Below are 20,756 nucleotides of genomic sequence, written 5' to 3'. Positions count from 1 at the left end.
AAAAAAATAAAATGTAGAAACTTCTAAAAAACGTGAGTTCGGTATAATCAATGCGAAAGCGATTCTTATGTTGTATCTAGAACGCAATCCATAGAGCGTTCTGCTGAGTTTAACGCAATCCATAGAGCGCCCATAGAAGCGAGACGCTGAGTTTGAGAGAGCCCACAGTTGAAGAGTATTTTAGAATCAGAAGGATCAAAAACACATTTTTCAAGTGTTCCGACAGAATGAGTCTTTTTTACTTGCAAAAAGTATGTTTTTCTGATAGAGAAAAGTTTTTCAAACCTTTCCACCACCTAAAATTAGGAAAAACTCATGCAACGCTCTCTATGGATCACGCCGTAGGGTATAAGTTTTACGGAGGATTTGTCGTAATTCCGACAGATTTATATTGAGATCCAAATGTTTGTGGGTAAGGTTATGGTAGAGAGCATGGCTTGAGTTGGAGTAACTATTGAAGTTCGCTGTATCTTTCTCCCATGGGTCCGCATTCAAAGAATCGTAGTATTGAGTTTTTTATTTTCCTTTTGCTGATTTTTAAACAATTTTTAAAGAATAAACTATTTAAGATTAATTGTAAATAAGTGTTAAAACAGAAAAATTTCGGAGCAGACAAGACTTGTCACTATACAGCTTCACTTTCTATTAGAGTATTTTAGTTCACTCGCCATCCATGGCTCGTGTCACATTTGTAACGCTCCCTAAAAGTCGCTACAAATGCTCTCGCAAAAAAGCTTCGAGTCCTATAATTTATGTTAGTTGTAAATTGATTGTAAAAAAGAAAGATTTCGGAGCTGACGGGACTCGAACCCGCGGCATCCTGCGTGACAGGCAGGCACTCTAACCAGCTGAGCTACAGCTCCTAATTCCATTGTTACTTTTTCAAAATAACCTCTTAGGTCAATCGATTTTGATTGAATTGGCCTGAAAAATTCTATTCTGAAAATTGATTCTTTCATTTACTGGAATACAAAAATTTTGCACTTAAAAATATTGGAACCCCAATCTAGATGATCGTTCAGGAAAAAAAACCTCAAGAGCTCTTAGAAGATCGTATCTTTACAGTCTCTAATTTTCTTTCTGTTAGTAGAGTTTTTCTTTTGCCTTTTTTTATCACTTTCATTCAGACCTACATGTCCTCTCCGAATAAAACCGAGTTTTTATTCTATGCAATTTTAACTTGTGTTTTAGCTGTTCTAACTGATTATCTGGACGGTTTTCTTGCAAGACTACTTCATCAAGAATCCGTATTAGGTAGATACTTAGATCCTATATGTGATAAAATTGTTACGATTGGTGGCCTTTCAGTCATTGTTCATTACTTCCGATTTCCAATTTGGATTTTAATCGCTTATATCATTCGAGAAATTTTAGGAGTTTGGTTAGGAAGTTTTCTTTATCTCAAACGAGGAATACAAGGAAAACCGAATTGGTGGGGAAAATTTGGAGTCGGAATTGTTGCAATCACAGTTCTTTGGTATATGTGTATTCCACTGATAAAATTTAAAATCCAAGGTGAAAGTGTTCTAAAACATCCCGAAATTTCCGGTTATATTCTGATAGTGATTCTTTGTATCGGAATTTTTGCGTATTCTAAACGTTATTGGAACATTGTATTTTATCCCGAAAAAATTCAAATTGATCCAGGCGATAAAAAGACTCGAAAGAAATACGAATTGGTTTGAACGTAAGTCCTTGACTCCTAAGCTTTCTCTCCCATTCTGTCCTTGCAAACCCGCGCTCGGGTGGTGGAATTGGTAGACACGCAAGCTTGAGGTGCTTGTGCCGTTTAGGTGTAGGGGTTCGAGTCCCCTCTCGAGCAAAATTCCATCAACTATAACAAAATCAGAACTCGAAGCGAGCTTTGGTAAAGCGTTTTGAGCGACCCTAGAAGCGAAATAAACGTTTCCGAGAAACAAGGTAGGATTTTTTCTACGAATTGAAACTTATCTAATTTTTCCGTAAAAAATAAAATGTGGGAACTAAAACAAATTTAGATCTTACAGTAAAACTTTCAAAACTCAGACTTTTCTCGATTGGTTCGTGAAATAAAATTTATCTTTTAAATCTCAAAGTATGAGTTCCCACATTTTTTTCAATAAATCACTTTTATAAACCACGATGAACATTAATACAAATTCAGCGAATTTTAAACACTTACTAAGAGTTTGTATAAGAACCAAGATTAGAATCCTGCATTGCTTCATTATGAAAATTGTAAGCTTTCGAAAACTTAGCTTCTAAGCCACAACTCATCCATAAATTCAAGGTAAATTATAGTTTTTGTATGAGTTTCCTATTTTTGTAAAACTAAATGCCTCACTTTCCTGAATGCCGATCCTTAGAGAGGCATTCTCTGAGTTTCTGGGTCGTTCGAAGTAACTAAAGCGTCTCACTTCCTGAATGCCGATCCTTAGAGAGGCATTCGCTGAGTTTCTGGGTCGTTCGACAGGTTTTGGACAGGATCATAGATTCAATGACCTTATTCATACTTTCTTGGAAAAATTCTATCGTAAGAAAGACCCTTCAAAAAAATGAAAAAAACACTGATTCTAAAAAAAGGAAACAAAACGTATGCTTTTCGAAATCACAATCCAACAATTTTCTAAAATGCTCCGCCAATTAAAATTACTTTTAGAAAAAGGAGCCATCTACTCTGAAACTAAAAAATTCGATGTGGAAGTTCTTTTAAATTCAAGACTAGCCCCAGACCAGTTTCATTTCATCAGACAAATTCAAATCGCATGTGATACTGCAAAACTGGGAGTTTCCCGCCTAACAGGAAAAGACGCTCCAAAACATGAAGACCAGGAAAAAACGTTATTAGAATTACAAACAAGAATCGATTCCACGTTAGACTACCTTTCAACATTTACGGAAAAAGATTTCTCGGAATCAAACGATAGAAAAGTGTTCAACCCTCGTTGGGAAGGAAAGTATTTAACCGGAAAAGAATTTGCAATTCAACATTTGATCCCTAATTTTTATTTTCATATCACTGCGGCTTATTCAATCCTCCGTCATAATGGCGTAGATATAGGAAAGAAAAATTATCTAGGTGAAATGCCTTTCAAAAGTTAAAACAATCGACGATGAATTTTCTTTTTAATAAAATATTCAAAAATCGGAATTTTTGGATCGGAATTCTATTCTTTTCATTGAACTCCTGCGGCTCTTCCCCTATAGAACCAAAAACTACCCTTTTAGAACAAAAAACAAATCAGAACGGTATTGCAGTTTTAATTTATCATGAAATTGTAATTAATTCCACAAAAGAGCCGGGAGAAACGGTAATCACATTAGAAAAATTTGAAGAACAAATGCAATATCTTTTTTCCCAAGGTTACAACCCGATTACCATGAAAGATCTTCTACTTTATATTGAAAAAAGAAAGGTTTTACCCGATAAATCTATAGTTTTAAATTTCGATGACGGTTGGAAGAATGTTTTAAACGCAGTTCCTATACTCAATCGATATTTCTTTCCGGCTTCTTTTTGGATCATAGCAGGACCCAAAGGAATCGGTAACGGAGAATATTTAGAATGGTCAGACATTCAAGAACTTGCAAAAAATCCAAGGTTCGAAATCGGGTCTCATACATACAGCCATCCCTGGAACCCAAAAGATAACTTGGTAACTTGGGTGGACAATCGTGTCCCTGGAAAAAGTGCAGAAGACGCACTCTTTGAACTGAAAGAATCTAAAAAAATCCTAGAATCTAAATTAGGTGTTTCCATAGATTATCTAGCTTGGCCCTGCGGTTGGTACAATGACAAACTCATTCAACTAGCACAACAATCAGGTTATAAATCAATACTCACCACCGAAGACGGAGCCAATCGACCGGGAGAAAACCCATTCAAAATCAAACGAGTTTTTATAGATGGGAAATGCAGTCTAACGTCATTTATCGAACTATTGAAAAATCCTAGATATATCTCCTGCCAAAAATCCCAAAAACCTACACGAGGAAACTCACCCTATTCGGATTAAAATTTTTCACAGATTTTATATTAAAAATTCATTTTCATTCATAAATATTGAACCATTTTGTAAGATCTTCTTTCCAATCATAGGCAAAATAGTTATCAATGTAACATTTACTTTAAGATATTTTTGAAATTAATTTTTCTGCATAAAATCAGTATTATGATTCCATTAAGGAAGTATAGTTCCGTTTATAGTAAAGTTTAAGTATATCTAAATGAAAATCAATCCTGCTTCCGTAACGGAATCGACACATTTAAAAAATAGACAATATTGTCAGAACCAGATTCGAATCACAAAAATTTTCCTTCTTTTTACAATTATAGCCTGTGCTTTTGCGTGTTTAGAGATGTTCAAAGTTTTTTGGGAACAACTTCTAGATCACAGATCCTTCGCAGCTATAGGACAGATTGCATTTTTTATCCTCATCGTTTTGTTAACCTACGGCAACTTCGTTTATCAATTTACTCGCTTAGGTTATTTTCAAAGACTTTTGAAACATTCTTCTCCAAATCGTGAGGATTTGGAAAAAATCTACTCACAAGACTGTTCTCCTTTAGCAATTTTAATTCCTTCCTACAAAGAAGAATTGGATATAGTTAGAGAAACCCTTCTCTCTGCGGCTCTTCAAGATTATCCTAACCGAAGAGTTGTATTGTTGATTGATGATCCTCCAGAACCTAAAAGTTATGCTGCTTTTGAGTCTCTTCAAAACATGAGAGACTTACCAAATTCTCTTCAAAAAAAATTTAACGAAGCCGCTTATCCTTTTCTTCAGGCAAAAAAAGAATATTTAGAACGTAAAAATTCAAATAAATCCAAACCTCAAAAAGAAACAAAACTTCTTATTCAGCTCTATAAAAACGCATTTCTTTGGTTTCAAAATCGTATGAACGAATATAACGATTCTACAATCCGAAAGGAACTTCCGGAACATACCCGAGTTTTTATGAGAGATTCTTTTTTTAAAGAATGGTGTAATCTACACTTGGAAAGAATTTCAGAATTAGAATTTCTTTTCACAAAAGGTGGGGCTGATCCTTATAGAATAGAAAAAGAATTTAACCGTCTGGCTTCTCTATTTACAGTAGACTTTTCCACTTTTGAAAGAAAAAAATACGTAAATCTTTCTCATCTCCCCAATAAAGCGATGAACCTTAATAGTTACATCTATCTTTTAGGAAAAAGATGGATGGAAAAAAAAGATTCTAGAGGAATTTTTTTAGAAGAATCTCAAAACGATTCTTCATTTGAAGTTCCTCGTGCAGACTTTTTAATTACCTTAGACGCGGACAGTGTACTTCTTCCAGACTATATTCTAAAATTATCATATGTCATGGAAACTCCCGGAAACGAAAGAATCGCAGTGGCACAAACACCTTACAGTTCTTTTCCGGGAACGTCTAACGTGTTAGAAAAAATAGCCGGGGCGACCACAGATATTCAATATCAAATCCATCAAGGATTTACTAATTTTGGAGCAACGTTTTGGGTAGGTGCAAACGCAATGCTTCGTTACAAAGCGCTTTTAGATATTCAAACATTCCACAAGGAAAGAGGTTTCCAAATTCATAAGTACATCCAAGACAACACTGTCATAGAAGATACTGAATCTAGTATCGATCTTTTGGATGTAAATTGGAGTCTTTATAATTATCCCGAAAGACTCGCCTATAGCGCAACTCCTCCGGATTTCGGTTCCCTTTTAATTCAAAGGAGGAGATGGGCCAATGGAGGACTGATCATTCTTCCTAAATTATTACGTCACGTCTTTAGATGGCCTTGGAGTTTTACAAAGTTTATAGAAGCGTTCTTTCGAGTTCACTATCTTGGTTCGATCGCAGCGGTGAACATTGGTCTTGTCATTCTCATGGGAAGTCCCTTAGGCGAAGGAGTGGAAACATACTGGATTGCAATTTCTTCTTTGCCGTATTTTATTTTATACGGAATGGATTTGGTAAGAATGAAATATAAATGGATCGATCTAATTCAAATCTATTCGCTCAATCTGCTTTTGATTCCGGTAAACTTAGCTGGAGTTTTTATGTCGATCAACCAAGCAATTACCGGAAAACAAATTCCGTTTAGCAGAACTCCAAAAGTGATTGGCAGAACCTCTATGCCTTCCCTTTATATAGTAGCAGAGTTTTCTCTTTTGGCTCAGCTGTTATTTGGGTTTATCACAAACTATATGTATCAAAACTGGATCTATTCGATCTACAACTTAGGAAACGCCATTCTTTTAGGTTATGCGATTTTTAAATTTATAGGACTGAGATCGTGTTGGGAAGACATTCTTCTTTCTATAAATAGACCCCCAGCGAAAACGGTGAGTCATTGGGTAGAACAAAGAGTTGCGATCGATTTGGAAGGAGCTAAGGATCTACAAGAAAGATAACACAAAATCATTTTCTAATTTCCTCTTGTAATTTCGTTCCTGGAAAAAACTCTCGTTCTATGTCTGTAAATCCAGGACCGGTATCCGTACAAGAAGTTTTATACAAGGCGCGGCTATTTTTTTCCGGATTTTTTCTGGCTTTGATTTCAATCCTAGGATTGATTTTTTCAAGTCCTCTTTTTTTAATCCAAGACCGCCCTTTTCCCAAAAGTGATGCTCTGATCTTAGAAGCGAAGGAAACGATTCCTCAAGACGTGCTTAAAAACGCAGCGGACGGATTCAAAAAAGGATATGTTGGAATTTTAATCGTTCTTTATTCTCCTGCAACGACTCATTCCAACTTAGGTGTAATTCAGGATTTAACTTCCGAAATACAAAATTCTCTCGTTTCTTTGGGAGTAGACGAATCTAAAATTCTAATTTATAAACTCGAACCGTATCCTACTGGTGCTAAAAACTTTCCTAAATCTCTTTTAAAAATCTGTTTAGATAGACAACTTAAGAATATTCTAATTCTCTCCAAAAGGTTCGAATCCTCTTTCAATCAAAGATTATACGAATCTGTTTTGGGTCCTGCTGGCTTGAAGATTCATGTTATTCCTTTGTCGGATAAAATCGGAATCGGAAATTGGTTTTTAAGTGAAGAAGGATTTGAAATTGTATTTTTAAATTTAGCCAGAACGTTTTATCAAATACTCCCAGGAAAATAAAACCGAAAATGTCAGAATCAAATGAACTCATTGAACAAAGAATTCAGAAAATCGAAGAATTAAAAAAACAAGGAATCAATCCCTATCCGGTTCGTTTTTTTCCGGATTCCAAATCAAAAGACATCGCCGAAAAGTTCGAAAAAAATCCGACTGGGCCGGAAACCAAATTCAAATTAGGTGGAAGACTATATTCTAAAAGAGTAATGGGAAAAGCAAGTTTTGCTCACCTCAAAGACAGTTCCGGAATCATACAACTTTATGCGACTAGAGACGACTTAGGCGAAACTCAATACTCCATTTTTAAATCCTTTGATTTGGGGGATATTATCGGTTTGGAGGGGTATCTTTTTAAAACCCAAAAAGGAGAAATCACGTTACACGTCACATCGGTGGAACTACTCGCAAAATGTATCCGCCCTCTTCCCGTAGTAAAAGAAAAAGATGGGGTCGTCTATGACGCGTTTGCAGATGTAGAACAAAGATATAGAATGCGTTATGTAGATTTAGTGGTCAACGATCACGTTAGAGATACATTTATTACAAGAAGTAAAATCGTTTCTGAAATCAGAAGTTTTTTAACCCAAGAAGGTTTTTTAGAAGTAGAAACTCCTATGATGCAACCGATCGCTGGAGGTGCTGCTGCAAGACCGTTTGTCACTCATCATAATACTCTGGATATGCAATTGTTTTTAAGAATCGCTCCGGAACTTTATCTCAAACGTTTGATCGTTGGAGGAATGGATCGTGTTTTTGAACTCAATCGAAATTTTAGAAACGAAGGGATTTCTACAAAACACAATCCTGAATTTACTATGATGGAAGCTTACATGGCTTTTGGAGATATGAGTACAATGCTGGATCTTACCGAAAGACTCATTACTCATCTGGCTCAAAAAATTTGTGGAACTTTGAAAATTCAATACGGCAAGGATTTAATCGATCTTTCTCCTCCTTGGAAAAGAATTACTTACGTGGATATCATCAAAGAATATAGTGGAATTGATTTTAGCCAAATTACTTCTCTGGATGAAGCTAAGAAAAAAGCTTCAGAATTGAAAGTAGACGTTTCCAAATGCCAAACGATTTGGAAAGTGGCAGATGAAGTTTTTTCCGAAAAAGCAGAACCAAATCTAATTCAACCGATTTTTATCACCGATTATCCAAAAGAACTTTCTCCTCTTGCAAAATCCAATCCAGATAAACCAGATTATGTGGAAAGATTCGAACCATACGTAGCCGGAAGAGAAATCGGAAACGCCTTTACAGAGTTAAACGATCCTTTTGATCAAAAAGAAAGGTTCGAAGACCAGGTAAAACAAAGAGAAGCTGGGGACGATGAAGCGTTTATGATGGACGAGGACTATATCCGTGCCTTGGAATATGGAATGCCTCCTACTGGCGGACTCGGAATTGGGATCGATCGTCTGGTGATGCTTTTGACCAATTCTCATTCAATTCGAGATACAATTTTATTTCCATTAATGAGACCGGAATAAAATTGATTCCGATCTTGACCTTTAATGATTGAATTGATTTTAGCCTGGAAGTCTTTTATTTTTACGTAGCCTAGTCACGGTTAATTGGACACATTTTTTACGCAGCATTTTCTTCAAATTCTGCAGGACTCACAAAGTCTAAGTATGAATGAGATCTCTGCCTATTATAATAAACTTCTATATGATCAAAAAGTAATTCTTCCGCTTCTTGAATTCTATAAAAGTAATCATATTCCATTTCTCTTTTCAGAGAACCAAAGAAGGACTCGGCGACCGCGTTGTCCCAACAATTTCCCCTTCTACTATTGCTCCTGCGAATTTTGTTGACGAGCAAATATTTTCGAGTTTCGTTCGAACAATAATTGGATCCTCGGTCAGAATGAAAAATCAAACCCTTGGGAGGATTTCTCAATTCGATCGCTTTGGAAAGAGCATTGCAGACTAATTTGGAGTCATTAGCATTCGAAATCGACCAACCTACTACTTTCCGAGAATAAAGGTCTAATATTACACAAAGATAAATCCAACCTAAGGAGGATCTCAAAAAAGTAATATCTGAAACCCAGATTCGATTCTTCTTGTTCGCTTTGAAATTCCGCCTGACTAAGTCTGGAGCAACCTGATTCCCATGATTAGAATTTGTTGTGGCAATCCGAAAGCGCTTCTCCTGTTTTCCACGAATTTCACAAAGTTTCATCACTTTTCGAACCGTTCTTGCTCCGTAAATTGAATACACTTTCTTCACTTCCCGAAGCAACCGAACCAAACCGTAATTCTTGCGATTTGTTAACCACGTTTCCCTAATGAACTCTACAAGTTCGGGATTATATTTTTCTAATTCGTTTTTGCTTCGTTTCAGAAATTGATAGTATCCTGAACGAGATACTCCTAAGACGTTAGCCATGCTTCGAATCGGAAACTCAAATCGATGAGTTTCCATGAACATCAATCGGGATTTTGTTCTCTCGAAAGCATGGCTGCAAACTTTTTTAGGATAGCGTTCTCTTCCTTGAGTTTCTGATTTTCCTTCCGTAGTTTTTTCAGTTCTTCGATCTCTTTTAACTGCTTATCCGTTGGTGGATTTTGTTGTTCCGACTTCTTCAAGTTTTCTGTTCTCCATTGTCGTAACACAAAATAACTGATTCCCAATGACTCGGCGACTTCTTTTATCGTAAACGATCCTGAAAGCGTTCGCTTTACTGCTTGTTCTTTAAACTCCGGAGAGTATTTTCCTTTTTTATTCATTTTCACCTTTACCTCATTTGCTGAGAAAAAGATGTCCGTTTTTACGTAACTAGGTTAACGTGGAATATCGGTTATAAAATAAATTGCTAAACTATCCCACTAAAACATCGATCCTATTTCTAAGGTAGAGTGAGAAACGTCAAAACGGTTTTCTAATTTATGAAAGTCTTTTTTAACTTCAGAACGTAAGTTACCCATTTCCGTCTTTATACTTTGAGTTCCCGACCTTAATTCTTGAATTTCGGATTTTGTTTTTTGTCTCGACTCTTGAAGTTGAGAAGACAACTGTTTCCAAATTGTATGAAGAAAACCAAAAATGAATCCAAATCCTAAAAAGGCTGTGACCATCAACGTTAAAAAGACAAATCCGTCATGTAGATAAATGTACATTTTTAGAAATCAAAGGCAAGAAATTTTTTATATTCAAAAAAATAAATATTCTCTAAAAGTTTTTTCGACAAACAAGTAAAATTTTTCATTGAGTTGCACATATTAAAATTCTAAAACACTTGTAAGAGTTCCCACAATTGCAAATTCACAGTAAAATCTAAAATTGTAAGAGTTCCCACAATTGCAAATTCACAGTAAAATCTAAAATTGTAAGAGTTCCCACAATTGCAAATTCACAGTAAAATCTAAAATTGTAAGAGTTCCCACAATTGCAAATTCACAGTAAAATCTAAAATTGTAAGAGTTCCCACAATTGCAAATTCACAGTAAAATCTAAAATTGTAAGAGTTCCCACAATTGCAAATTCACAGTAAAATCTAAAATTGTAAGAGTTCCCACAATTGCAAATTTACAGTGAAATCTAAAATTGTAAGAGTTCCCACAATTGCAAATTCACAGTGAAATCTAAAATTGTAAGAGTTCCCACAATTGCAAATTCACAGTGAAATCTAAAATTGTAAGAGTTCCACAATTGCAAGTTCACAGTGAAATCTAAAATTATAAAAGTAGATTAGGATTTCTTTTGAAAGAGAGATTTAAAAAATACTAAAGTAAAGAATTGTAACATTCTAAAGAAACGAAAAAGTCTCCAAGGTTTAGAAAGAATTCTCCAGAACCAAATAAGTCCCTTGAGTTTGAAAAAGTTAGGCGCCTTTCTAACTTTACCGGAAAGAATATCCAAGGAACCGCCAACTCCAATGATCACGGAATGTCCAAAAAATGCAGTGTTGTTTTCAATCCAGATTTCCTGTTCCGGAAAATCCATTGCAAGAAAAATCAGATTTGGACTCGTTTTACGAATCGATTCCTTCACCATCAACTCTCTCTGAGGGTTCATATAACCGGCATGCCTTCCTACAATTCTCACTCCAGGAAAATGTCTAGAAAGGGTAAAATACACTTTTTCGATGATGTCTTCTTTACCACCTAACATAAAGATAGAATAATTTCTAAGTTCGCAAAGACGAACCAAATCCATCATCAAAGCAATCGGAGAAATTCTTTCTTTGAGAACTTTTCTAAGACGAGTCGCCGCCCATTGTAACCCAGCACCTTCCGCAAGAATCATAGTTGCCTTTTCGGTAATTCTATGGAGTTTTTTTCCTTTTCTAACCGACATGATTTTAATCGGATCCAAAAAAAGAATGTGATGAAACTTTTCCTTTTCCTCCATAAGCCTATAAATTTTAGCTACGGATTCATCTTGGGTTACATTATCAAACTGGACTCCTAAAATATCAGTTTTTCCTAACGTCTCCGTTTGAATTACCTGATAATCCAAAAGATAATCTCTGTCGTCTTTTGCGGATAGATGTATAATTTCACCTGGCTTTTTCATCTTAAAGGCATACTATACGACATAAACTTAGAGTCAATTGAAACTTACCTAAATTTATTTTCGTAATTTCGTGGCGGCGGTTCTAAATTCATTTTCTAAACAAGCCATGGATATACTCGAAAGTAAAAAGGATCCTTCTTTTAAGATCAGATCTAAATTTTCAACTTTGATTCCACCGATCACGGTTACAGGCAAATAATTCCCTTTCTTGATTTGGTTTAAAATTTCTGTTCCGATCGCTGATTTTGCATCCTCTTTATTTTCGGTCGGAAAAATAGGTCCTAACCCAGTATAGTTCCAAAGAGATAAATCCAACTCGTTTACTTCTTTCAGGGTATGAGAAGACGTTCCAAGATAAAGTTTAGATTTGAAAAGTGTATTCTTTTCTTCTAAATTCAAAACTTCGTAATCTTCCTTTCCCACATGAGCTCCAAAACAATTCCATTCTATCGCCTGTTTCCAGAAGTCGTTAACAATCCAAAGTAAATCCGGATATAAATCCTGTAACGATTTCACTATAAATTCTAATTCGTTTATAGAAGCCGACTTGGCGCGAATTTGTATAAAAGGAATTAGATCCGGATATTCCATCCAAAATTTCGGAAGACTAAAATAATCCAGATTTCTAATTTTACAAAAATCTAAATCGAGTATAGGGTAAATTCCAGGCTCTTGCCAAGAAAAACTTTTAGCTCTCACTGAACCAACCTTACAATTTGAACCAATCTTTTAAACTATAACATCAAATTTATAAATACACAATAGAGTTGTTGAAAAATTAGTAATTAAAACGTTTATTAAAAAATAAATGAAGGTTCCAAAGCCCTGCGGCTAAAACAAAAACGAGATGTTTAAAGTCTTTTCTAAAACATCTAATGACATCCGATGTAATTCTAAATCTTTTAATACCGGCAAAAGCATTTTCTACGAAAATCCTTTTTTTACTAATTCTTGTATTCTTTGCTTTTTGTGTAGCGGTAAGTTCTCTTTTCTTAGGTTTCTTTTTCGGTTTGATAATATTCACTTTTTTTGATGTCTTTTCAATTCCTTCAAAACCGGAGTCAAGGATACATACCACATCTTTAGGAATCGCAGAAGTAATCATCGTATTCTCCGCAACTTTAAGATCGTGCGTTTTACCAGATATCGTGTTCGATAAGAATAAGATTGCTTTATCTTTATTTGTCAAAATTAAGTTTTTAATCGCATGTCTTTTCTTTTTTCCAGAGTAGAATTCTTTTTGTAAATCCTTACCTGTTGGCCTTCTGATGGGCCTTTCTGTTCCATCTATGATTACATACTTCAGTTTTTTTAACTTCTTCAACTTTTTTTTGAGATCGGAAATTTCATTTGCGGGAAGAGTATTCATTGAACCAAGTGAAAGAAATAAAACTTCCGCCAAAAGCTTTACCAACTTACAAGCAGTAGTCCTATCCATTTTAAATACCGCTCCCAAGACGTCGTAGGTCGGATAAGTTTTTAGATAAAAAAGAATAAAAAATAAATTCTCTTCTATATCCTGTAAGATTGATTTTCTACCTTTGGTAAAATTATGTTTTATTTCTTCTTTCAAAGATAAATACGCAAGGCCAAAGGGTACGCAGAGTGTTTTGAATTCTTGATGGGAGACACCAAGCAAGGCTTGCGACATTCTAAGATTCTTTAAAACTTTTTCTTTCGATATCATTACACATAGAGTTGTATCTTCAGGTATCGGTACAAGAATTTTACCAATTTTTCAACAACTCTATTAAAGTTTTTGAAAAATTCCATAATTCAATTAGCAAAACTGCTTCACTCAATCTTTCCAGAAACAGATGGAGATTCATCTTTCAACAACTCTATTTTTTTCTAAAATGTGGAAACTTACTACAAGTTTCAAATATTCTAATAAACTAAATTTTATCCAAAAGAAAAACAAGTAATATAACAATTTTATTAAATCCAATATCATATTTAGGAAATCGCAAAATCACCAAATATTTTTCAATCAAAGAGTTTATACAAAATCTTAGAATCAATTATTTTTGAATCTTCAATAAAATGTGGTAGTTCCCCACATTCGATTGTATTATATAATTTATAGTTTTTGAACATTCTTTTGTTATTATAATTTCTGTATGAGTTCCCACATTGAACAACTTTGGGACAGCTTAAAAGCAAAACTCAATTCCAAAACGTTACGTAAGACAAAATATTCTTCAATTTAGGTTTAGAAAAATGAATTGGCTTTCAGTTCCATTCACGAAATGGTTTTTAGAAAGTTTGGTTTAGGAATCTTTAACGTCCAATCTTTTTTGATTTACGTAGAATTCCTACATTGGCAACTATACATTTATGAGGAAATTATTTTCGATCCTACTTCTTTCGTTTTTCTTTTTCATCGTGATGTCAAATTGCAATTCAAGAAAAGACACCACGAAAGAAAAGGCAATTGTAAACTATATGTTATCTTGTGGTCCAGGCGGAACAATCGATTCCTGTAACGCAGCTTGTGGAGCTACTTACGGAGAAACCGCAACAAACGCAAATCTACAGTCACTTAACACATGTACGAGCAATTGTTCTAATAATTGTAACGTTCTTAATTTGCTCATTCAATTCAGCAATCTCAACAAATAGTAGAATAGCGAAATAACGAGGCCGCAAAAACTACAGCGGTCTCTATTTTCAGAATCGTATCGCCCGCCTTAACTCCAGGTATATTTCTTTCTTGGAGCAAAAGAATTTCCTTCTCTCGAAAACCACCTTCCGGACCTATGATCCAAATTGCATTCTGAAAAAATTCAGGCTTTAGATTCCATCCTCCGTTTGGATCCAATCGATAGATAGAAAGATTTTGTTTTTTTTGCGAAATCAAAAATTCCTTTAAAGAAACCGGGGCGACTACTTCCGGAAGAAAAACTCTTTTTGATTGAATCGAAGCTTCTTCTACGATCTTTTGAACCCGACTCAAATTAAAATCCTTTCGATCCGATTGTTCGAAATTTAAAAAATAAAAATGAGTTAAACCCAATTCGGTTCCTTTTTGTAATAACCATTCCAATCGATTTCCTTTAGGAATAGCTGTCGCAACTGCGGAAATTTTTTCCGTTTTTAAGTGAGTGATTGTATTTTTGATAATTCCTTGAACTGAATTTCCTGGAATCTCATAAACCCACTCGGTTCCGATTCCGTTCAATACTCTTAGATTTTTATCTTCGGAAAAAATCCGAAGCGCTTTTAAATGGGAAATTTCTTCTTTGTTTAAGTGGAAAGTATTTTCTTCGTTCCATTCCCTTCTGAAAAGAATCGCTTCTTTCAAGATAAAACCCTATCGATTTAAATTAGATAGATCAAAAAGAGAAGAATCTGGTTTTACTTCTTTATCTATTTCAGTATATTCTAATACACTAACGGATCCAGTATTCAGATCCAACATTTCTAATCGATTTGCGTGTTCTTCTTTTGTGGTCTTTTGATTTTGTTTCACTTTTACGGGCCCGTATTTGATATTCATTGTCTTAAATAATACTCCGTCTCGATCATGAAAATCCAATCTTGTAGGTTTTAACGAATCTGAACTCAAAAGCAAAATTAACTTAGAATAAAAATACGGTATGATTGGTTTGAGAGAAACTCTTTTGAAAGATTGATCCGCGGTTTTAAGATCACTCTGTACAATAGGATTGTAATTTGCCTGATAAGACGCTCCGGACAGATCCATAAAACTAAACCCTGTCGCTAAATGGGATTCGTATTTTTCCTCGTCTACTTTTCTAAAAATCTTTTTAGAAAGTGCATTGAATATGTATATCTGTTCTCCCTCGTCCTTAATCAAAATTTTATATTCAAGTCCTTTTCCGCTACTTTCAAATAGATAGAGTGTATCATTTTCTTTTCTGAATATACTTACGTCCCAATTCCAAGTCTCTCCGTTTCTTCGAATTAGAATTAAATTACCTTTGATCAAACCTTGATTTGATTTTACAAGAACCTGATCGAGCCTAGCAACTAATTCTTGAGCGACTCTTATAGTAGATCCTTGCGAGTTTGTTTCTTTGCTCCATACTACAAGAGCTAAAAAACCAAAAGTAAACGCAAGGATCCGATCCAAATTACTCCGCCCTCATGGTAGGGGCACTGAAAGAATAAAGTCCATGTACTGAACCCTGAGCCTGTGCAGATTCTGACCTTCTTTCAAAACGTAGTTTTCCATCCCTAAGAGCTTTATGAAGTTCGGGTATGGATTTATAACCCATATCTTGAAAGGATAACCTGAGACCTTGAGATAAGTAAGGAATAAAATTTAAAATCGAACCTCTATCTACTACAGATCCGCTGACCCCTTGAGCCACCTTCACTTTTTGACCTTCGTTAAAATAACGTTTATCGCCACCCGCTTTCATAGCTTCGATGGACGCCATTCCTCTGTATTTTTTAAGGCGAATCCCGTTTTCATAAAAATATTCTCCAGGAGCTTCTGTAGTTCCAGCAAACATAAACCCCATCATACAAGTAGACGCACCAATCGCGAGTGAGTTTGCAATATCTCCTATGTTGGAAATTCCACCGTCCGCAATTACAGGAACGTCGTATTTTGCGGAATGTTTTGCAGTTTGATAAATTGCAGTCGCTTGAGCACGTCCTACAGCCATCGTATCTTGTGTGATACAAATAGATCCAGGCCCCATTCCGATTCTAAGTCCATCCGCACCCGCACGAATTAAATTTTCCGCTTGAGCACGTGTCACTACGTTTCCTGCAACTATATCTAGGTTTTTAAATTCCTTTTTAATAAATTGAATCATTTCGATTTGGTAATTAGAATTTCCTTGCGCAGAGTCGATGATGATCACATCTACTCCAGCTTGATACAAGGCAGCCACCCTATCCCTAGATTCCATTAAAGTGGAAACAGCCGCCCCACAACGAAGCCTTTTTCTTTCGTCCTTCGATGCATCTGGAAATTCTTTATTTTTCTTTAAGTCGGAACGACTTACAAGAGATACTAATTTCCCTTGAGAATCTACAATCGGAAGTTTTCCGATCTTAGATTTTTTGATGATTTCGTTTGCGTCTTGTAAAGTGATTCCTTCTTTTCCAGTAATTAGATTGGTAGTCATCACTTTGTCCAAAGTGATTTCTCTATTTTTTTCGAAATCTATATCTCTATTTGTTACAATTCCGATGAGTTTAGAATTTCTTGTTCCATCCTCTGTTACTGGAATTCCAGTAAATCCCTTACGTTCTTTAATCGCATCTAAATCACGAATGACGTTCTTTGGCCCTAAAATCACCGGATCTGTGATAAATCCGTTTTCAAAACGTTTTACCTTTTCTACAAGTGTAACCTGTTCTTCGATCGTATTGTTATAATGAATGATCCCGATCCCTCCCATAAGTGCTTGAGCAATCGCCATCTGAGATTCGGTGACTGTATCCATAGGAGAACTGATAAAAGGTCTTTTTAATTTTATATTCCTGGTCAGTCTGGTTTCAAGCTCAACTTCGGAGGGATGGAAGTCGATAAATCCAGGTAGAACGAGAAAATCTCTGTAAGTTAGACCAATCTGAAGATTAAATAATTCTTCTCCAGATAGTCCGTCTAAATATTCGGAGTCGCGGTAAGTTTGGTTTGACATTACCTAGTACATAAAAGGTAAACTGAGAACTAAGATCAAGAGAATTTCCCCTCGTTCGCTTTGAAAAACTATGGAAACGATTCAGAGAAAAAAAAGAGAAAAGGAAACAATCTCGGACCCTACTAAAAAGTTTCATATTATTTCTAAATTTTTAGTACAAACAGATATTATAGCGCAAACTTCCAACTCCTTAAAACAAATCGTTAAGATCCTTCAAGTTTCTAAAGACGCCACAAAAATACTGATTCAAACACACACGCCTAACGCGCTTCCGTTAAACTCTAATGTTACTCTCGCAAAACTATTGGCGAAATACGTAGAACTCAATTGTGAGGTTATAGATGAAAAACCTAACAATCAATACATTCTTTCCGTTTCAGAAATTTCAATCGCAAGCAAAGAAAGAAGCCTCAATCGAATTGTACCTCCAGAAGGAGCCGTTTGGATCACGAATATCCGTACAAGCAAAACTACAATCGATGCAAACTTATTTAACATTCCTACTTCCGTAAAAGTGAACTTTGCAGACTACGAAACAAAACTGAAATCAAAATACGATTTTCTAAAAATAGATGTATTCGGAACAATTGGAGACAAACTCGATCTCGTAAAAAAAACTCGTAAGATTCTTTTTATCTCCAATACTCAAAAAGAACAAAGTTATACGGCATACAATCAGGAAGATTTTATAGACTACGCTTCAGAGTTGGGAGACGAAGAAGACGTTCGTAAACGAATCATTGAATATGCGAATCAGAAAATAAAATCAGAACTGATCGTTCCTGTAATTTACTTAAGTCATGAAGAACAAGCGATTCCGATCGGATTTGTACACGCTCAAAACCGTAGCAGAGAAATTGATATTTTAGAAGTGATGGAAATCAAAACCCTTACTTTCGAAATGGTGGATCGAATTCGCGAATCGAACACGATCCTTGTAAAAGAAAGATTTCAAATCGTAAATATTTCTACGGGAGGTTTGAAAGTAAAAATCAATCATCCAGATCTAAATCAAGATTTTATCAAAAGAGCCGGATTTACGTTCGACATTTTTTTCAAGATGCAGGCTCCGCTCACCGCTTTTGGAGTCATCCGTTCGGTCACAAAAGATGCGGAAGGAAACTTATACGTTGGCCTTTCTATCGAAGGAAACTCTTATAGACCGGGAGAAAGAAAAAAATATATAGACAACGTCAATAGACTTCTAGTAGAAGCCAATCCAATTTAAACTTAACTTTGAATTTAACGTCGTATTAAAAGCTCAACTAACGTGGGTTTGATCTAATAAATTAAAACCATTTTGTAATAGAAATGGGTAAAATTATTTAACGTGAATTCAGTATAATGAAAAAGGTACCGATTCAAGGGAACTTAAGCGTAGTCGTTCGACGGATTACGTTTTATAATAAATTGAAATTAAAAAGATTATTGTATCCTGTTTCTTGCGTGCAATTTGTTGGTCAAAACGAAGAGCCCATAACCAACCCACACAATTGAAGAGGATTTTAGAATCAACGCACATTTTTCAAGTGTTCCGACAAGAATGAGTCTTTTTACTTGCAAAAAGTATGTTTTTCTGATAGAGAAAAGTCTCTCAAACCTTTCCACCTGAATTGCGACCCATGGGAAGCAATTCATTGAGTTGCCACCCAAAACGCGGGTGGGCTCATAAGTTTTACAGAGGATTTGTCGTAACTCCGACAGATTTATATTGAAATCTAAATGTTTGTCGGTAGAGGCCGGTCCCTGATTTTCTTACGTTAGAACCCGCGTTAATTATAACGTTTCAGCGAAATATTTTACTCATAACTAATAATAAAGTACCTAATATTTTGCATGGAATCAGTGTTTTGTGATAAAATTAACGGTACTCAATTTTATAGAGATCGGTAAGAACCGTCCATTGTGGGAACTCTATTACATCTTGTTACAAACTGATCTATTTTTTGTAAAAAAATTAACTTTTATAAAATAAGAGAGAAACTTCTATATAAAATAGAGTTGATGAAAAATTCCATAGTAGTGTTTAACAAAACTGCTTCAATTGACCGTTTCCATAAATAGATGGAGAATTCATTTTTCAATAACTCTAATAAACTTTTATTTTAAAACAGTCATAAAAATTTGATTTCAATTGTTCTATTTAGAAATATAACATTTATCGACGTCCGATCTAAGTAACATTAAAGAGTTATAAATTTTATATTTCTAATATTCAAGAACTTGAGCGTCCACAAATAGCACGTTTTGTTCAGAAATTTTTTTACTGTAAGTTACAAGAAGAGTCCCATAACTAATATCGTAATACGGGTTACTAATAATCCATCCTGCTCGAGAATCCTTCATCGATTTATAGAGTTGTTCTAGGAAGTATGGTCTCCAACTCCAATTTCTTCCTACAAAAGAAGGATCTATGTCTATGGAAGTATTTTCAATTTTCATATAGTTTGGAGAAACCTGGCTTCCGATCAAATTTGTAACGTAGATCCGAAATACAAAATCTCTCAGTAGGTTAGGACTCTGAATTTGAATCGAACAAAGTTCCTCTTCCGTGTTTACTATAATTCCGGAAAGGTCCAGTTTTTCTTCTAATTCCTTTTCCAACTGAATTCTTTTTACTAACTGATTTCGTTTATGATTTAAAAAACATTCATGAACGGCGGAAAATCTAAGTTTTAATTCCTCTTGCCCTACCATATTCGGAAGTGCTTCTGCAAAATAAAATCCCTGTAAAAAACGAGCGCTATAAGTAAGAGACTGAAAAAGTTCAGTATCATTTTCGATTCCTTCGAACAATAGAGAACAACCTAAAGATTCGGAAAGTCTAGAAATCGTAAAAAGAATTTCCTGAAAATTTCTAGAAACAACCGAATGCCTAAGCATCTGAAGATCTACTTTCAAAATATCTGGATGAAAAATTCCGATTCTATCTAAATTAGAAGAACGAGAACCCAAATCGTCTATCGCTACTAAAAAACCTTCTTCTTTATAACGAGAAATGAGAGGTCTTAAACTTTCTATACTTCCATCGAAATGTTCTTCTACAATTTCAATAACAATTTTAGAAGGGTCTAAACCAAATTCTTTTACAAGTCGAATTGTATATGGATCTATCTCCTCTTCTTCGATATGATCTCTCATATACGCGGGAGAAATGTTTACGAATAATTTCGCTTCCGGAAATCGATTTTGATTTTTTAAAAGATGGAAAAGTGCTTTTTTACGAATACTACGATCAATATCTCTTTTAAGAAAATAGATCTCTTTTCTTTCCTGAAGATCCTCTACTCCGGACAACGCGTTCAAAAAGAAAGGACCTAAAGAATGGATTTTTCCGGATTGATCCCGGAACCTTCCCAGAGTTTCATAACCGAAAATAGAATCCCTTTCTACAGAAAGGATTGGTTGAAAAAAAGGGACAACTTCTCCGGATTGGAACCAGAGATCCCATTCCAATTTTGTTTTTGGAGAAATGCCGATCATTAGATTAACAGGTTTTTGGAAT

The 20,756-nt window shown here is 35.1% G+C and carries 18 protein-coding genes, 2 tRNA genes and 1 pseudogene; 9 read left to right on the top strand and 12 right to left on the bottom strand.

Translation table 11 applies throughout. The annotated features are described in order from the left end of the window. Positions 1-65: 65 nt before the first annotated feature. Both LEP1GSC059_RS22565 and LEP1GSC059_RS19160 read right to left on the bottom strand, forming a co-directional pair. The gene (locus LEP1GSC059_RS22565) at positions 66-248 is read right to left on the bottom strand and encodes a hypothetical protein (protein ID WP_131494777.1); all 183 of its coding nucleotides are present in this window, start codon (positions 246-248) and stop codon (positions 66-68) included. Positions 249-789: 541 nt separating this feature from the next. Further along, a tRNA-Asp gene (locus LEP1GSC059_RS19160) sits at positions 790-863 on the bottom strand. Positions 864-1,010: 147 nt separating this feature from the next. Between LEP1GSC059_RS19160 and LEP1GSC059_RS19155 the strand changes: the two genes are divergently transcribed. The 5 genes from LEP1GSC059_RS19155 to LEP1GSC059_RS19130 all read left to right on the top strand — a co-directional run bounded on the left by LEP1GSC059_RS19155 (position 1,011) and on the right by LEP1GSC059_RS19130 (position 6,387). Then, positions 1,011-1,685, top strand: a complete 675-nt coding sequence (locus LEP1GSC059_RS19155) for a CDP-alcohol phosphatidyltransferase family protein (RefSeq protein WP_017214825.1) — start codon at positions 1,011-1,013, stop codon at positions 1,683-1,685. 54 nt (positions 1,686-1,739) lie between these two features. Beyond that, positions 1,740-1,822: transfer RNA gene (locus LEP1GSC059_RS19150), tRNA-Leu, on the top strand. 752 nt (positions 1,823-2,574) lie between these two features. After that, positions 2,575-3,081, top strand: coding sequence for a DUF1993 domain-containing protein (locus LEP1GSC059_RS19140; RefSeq protein ID WP_017214823.1), 507 nt, complete (start codon positions 2,575-2,577; stop codon positions 3,079-3,081). An 11-nt stretch (positions 3,082-3,092) separates the two neighbouring features. Then, positions 3,093-3,995 carry a polysaccharide deacetylase family protein gene (locus LEP1GSC059_RS19135; protein WP_017214822.1) on the top strand — a complete coding sequence of 301 codons (903 nt, stop codon included), beginning with the start codon at positions 3,093-3,095 and terminating at the stop codon, positions 3,993-3,995. 211 nt (positions 3,996-4,206) lie between these two features. After that, positions 4,207-6,387 (top strand): glycosyltransferase family 2 protein, encoded by a 2,181-nt coding sequence (locus LEP1GSC059_RS19130; RefSeq protein ID WP_020981231.1) that lies wholly within the window; start codon positions 4,207-4,209, stop codon positions 6,385-6,387. Positions 6,388-6,394: 7 nt separating this feature from the next. Here the strand turns inward: LEP1GSC059_RS19130 and LEP1GSC059_RS24755 are convergent, their stop codons facing one another. Further along, positions 6,395-6,595 (bottom strand): hypothetical protein, encoded by a 201-nt coding sequence (locus LEP1GSC059_RS24755; RefSeq protein ID WP_002176793.1) that lies wholly within the window; start codon positions 6,593-6,595, stop codon positions 6,395-6,397. Between LEP1GSC059_RS24755 and LEP1GSC059_RS19125 the strand changes: the two genes are divergently transcribed. Together LEP1GSC059_RS19125 and lysS are read left to right on the top strand one after the other, a co-directional pair. Continuing rightward, entirely contained in the window at positions 6,528-7,097 is a 570-nt protein-coding gene (locus LEP1GSC059_RS19125; protein ID WP_337587758.1) for a hypothetical protein, read from the top strand. The two genes, LEP1GSC059_RS24755 and LEP1GSC059_RS19125, sit on opposite strands and share 68 nt — an antisense overlap. A gap of 8 nt (positions 7,098-7,105) precedes the next feature. After that, complete coding sequence (gene lysS / locus LEP1GSC059_RS19120) at positions 7,106-8,593, top strand: lysine--tRNA ligase (RefSeq protein ID WP_002176790.1); 1,488 nt, start codon at positions 7,106-7,108, stop codon at positions 8,591-8,593. Positions 8,594-8,690: 97 nt separating this feature from the next. Here lysS and LEP1GSC059_RS23315 read toward each other — a convergent pair. The 5 genes and pseudogenes from LEP1GSC059_RS23315 to LEP1GSC059_RS19090 all read right to left on the bottom strand — a co-directional run bounded on the left by LEP1GSC059_RS23315 (position 8,691) and on the right by LEP1GSC059_RS19090 (position 13,278). After that, a protein-coding gene (locus LEP1GSC059_RS23315) for an IS3 family transposase (RefSeq protein ID WP_122952332.1) occupies positions 8,691-9,838 on the bottom strand; the annotation gives its coding sequence in 2 pieces (ribosomal slippage) (positions 8,691-9,586 and positions 9,586-9,838; 1,149 coding nt in all). 54 nt (positions 9,839-9,892) lie between these two features. Next, a pseudogene (locus tag LEP1GSC059_RS19105) lies at positions 9,893-10,228 on the bottom strand (hypothetical protein). A 571-nt stretch (positions 10,229-10,799) separates the two neighbouring features. Then, the gene (locus LEP1GSC059_RS19100) at positions 10,800-11,627 is read right to left on the bottom strand and encodes a WecB/TagA/CpsF family glycosyltransferase (RefSeq protein ID WP_002176784.1); all 828 of its coding nucleotides are present in this window, start codon (positions 11,625-11,627) and stop codon (positions 10,800-10,802) included. 54 nt (positions 11,628-11,681) lie between these two features. Then, positions 11,682-12,326: a thiamine phosphate synthase gene (locus LEP1GSC059_RS19095; protein WP_017214820.1), complete on the bottom strand. Its 645-nt coding sequence runs from the start codon at positions 12,324-12,326 to the stop codon at positions 11,682-11,684. Between the two features lie 79 nt (positions 12,327-12,405). Further along, the gene (locus LEP1GSC059_RS19090; protein ID WP_420323989.1) at positions 12,406-13,278 is read right to left on the bottom strand and encodes a transposase family protein; all 873 of its coding nucleotides are present in this window, start codon (positions 13,276-13,278) and stop codon (positions 12,406-12,408) included. Positions 13,279-13,964: 686 nt separating this feature from the next. On the opposite strand from LEP1GSC059_RS19090, the gene LEP1GSC059_RS19085 reads away from it, so the two are divergent. After that, on the top strand, positions 13,965-14,249 hold the full coding sequence (locus LEP1GSC059_RS19085; RefSeq protein WP_017214817.1) for a hypothetical protein: 285 nt from the start codon (positions 13,965-13,967) through the stop codon (positions 14,247-14,249). On the opposite strand, the gene LEP1GSC059_RS19080 is transcribed toward LEP1GSC059_RS19085, so the two are convergent. The 3 genes from LEP1GSC059_RS19080 to guaB are packed head-to-tail and all read right to left on the bottom strand — an operon-like array spanning position 14,239 to position 17,251. Next, the gene (locus LEP1GSC059_RS19080; RefSeq protein WP_002176797.1) at positions 14,239-14,931 is read right to left on the bottom strand and encodes a 16S rRNA (uracil(1498)-N(3))-methyltransferase; all 693 of its coding nucleotides are present in this window, start codon (positions 14,929-14,931) and stop codon (positions 14,239-14,241) included. The two genes, LEP1GSC059_RS19085 and LEP1GSC059_RS19080, sit on opposite strands and share 11 nt — an antisense overlap. Positions 14,932-14,940: 9 nt before the next feature. Continuing rightward, entirely contained in the window at positions 14,941-15,723 is a 783-nt protein-coding gene (locus LEP1GSC059_RS19075; protein WP_017214816.1) for an outer membrane lipoprotein-sorting protein, read from the bottom strand. Position 15,724: 1 nt separating this feature from the next. Next, positions 15,725-17,251, bottom strand: coding sequence for an IMP dehydrogenase (gene guaB, locus LEP1GSC059_RS19070; protein WP_017214815.1), 1,527 nt, complete (start codon positions 17,249-17,251; stop codon positions 15,725-15,727). A gap of 70 nt (positions 17,252-17,321) precedes the next feature. On the opposite strand from guaB, the gene LEP1GSC059_RS19065 reads away from it, so the two are divergent. Continuing rightward, a complete protein-coding gene (locus LEP1GSC059_RS19065; RefSeq protein ID WP_002176787.1) occupies positions 17,322-18,479 on the top strand; it encodes a DUF1577 domain-containing protein in 1,158 nt (385 codons plus the stop codon). Positions 18,480-19,459: 980 nt separating this feature from the next. Here LEP1GSC059_RS19065 and LEP1GSC059_RS19060 read toward each other — a convergent pair. Continuing rightward, entirely contained in the window at positions 19,460-20,734 is a 1,275-nt protein-coding gene (locus LEP1GSC059_RS19060; RefSeq protein WP_004447232.1) for an EAL domain-containing protein, read from the bottom strand. Positions 20,735-20,756: the final 22 nt, after the last annotated feature.

Source organism: Leptospira noguchii serovar Panama str. CZ214 (assembly GCF_000306255.2).
GTDB classification, from domain to species: Bacteria; Spirochaetota; Leptospiria; order Leptospirales; family Leptospiraceae; genus Leptospira; species Leptospira noguchii.
Note: the sequence above shows the minus strand (reverse complement) of the source record. Positions and strands in the feature narration are given on the sequence as shown.

What these genes read in the sequence shown, in the direction of transcription:
- LEP1GSC059_RS19155 (WP_017214825.1), top strand. Translation starts at nt 1,011, where the DNA reads ATGATCGTTCAGGAAAAAAAACCTCAAGAGCTCTTAGAAGATCGTATC.
- LEP1GSC059_RS19140 (WP_017214823.1), top strand. Translation starts at nt 2,575, where the DNA reads ATGCTTTTCGAAATCACAATCCAACAATTTTCTAAAATGCTCCGCCAA.
- LEP1GSC059_RS19135 (WP_017214822.1), top strand. Translation starts at nt 3,093, where the DNA reads ATGAATTTTCTTTTTAATAAAATATTCAAAAATCGGAATTTTTGGATC.
- LEP1GSC059_RS19130 (WP_020981231.1), top strand. Translation starts at nt 4,207, where the DNA reads ATGAAAATCAATCCTGCTTCCGTAACGGAATCGACACATTTAAAAAAT.
- lysS (WP_002176790.1), top strand. Translation starts at nt 7,106, where the DNA reads ATGTCAGAATCAAATGAACTCATTGAACAAAGAATTCAGAAAATCGAA.
- LEP1GSC059_RS19100 (WP_002176784.1), bottom strand. Translation starts at nt 11,627, where the DNA reads ATGAAAAAGCCAGGTGAAATTATACATCTATCCGCAAAAGACGACAGA.
- LEP1GSC059_RS19090 (WP_420323989.1), bottom strand. Translation starts at nt 13,278, where the DNA reads ATGTCGCAAGCCTTGCTTGGTGTCTCCCATCAAGAATTCAAAACACTC.
- LEP1GSC059_RS19085 (WP_017214817.1), top strand. Translation starts at nt 13,965, where the DNA reads ATGAGGAAATTATTTTCGATCCTACTTCTTTCGTTTTTCTTTTTCATC.
- guaB (WP_017214815.1), bottom strand. Translation starts at nt 17,251, where the DNA reads ATGTCAAACCAAACTTACCGCGACTCCGAATATTTAGACGGACTATCT.
- LEP1GSC059_RS19065 (WP_002176787.1), top strand. Translation starts at nt 17,322, where the DNA reads ATGGAAACGATTCAGAGAAAAAAAAGAGAAAAGGAAACAATCTCGGAC.
- LEP1GSC059_RS19060 (WP_004447232.1), bottom strand. Translation starts at nt 20,734, where the DNA reads ATGATCGGCATTTCTCCAAAAACAAAATTGGAATGGGATCTCTGGTTC.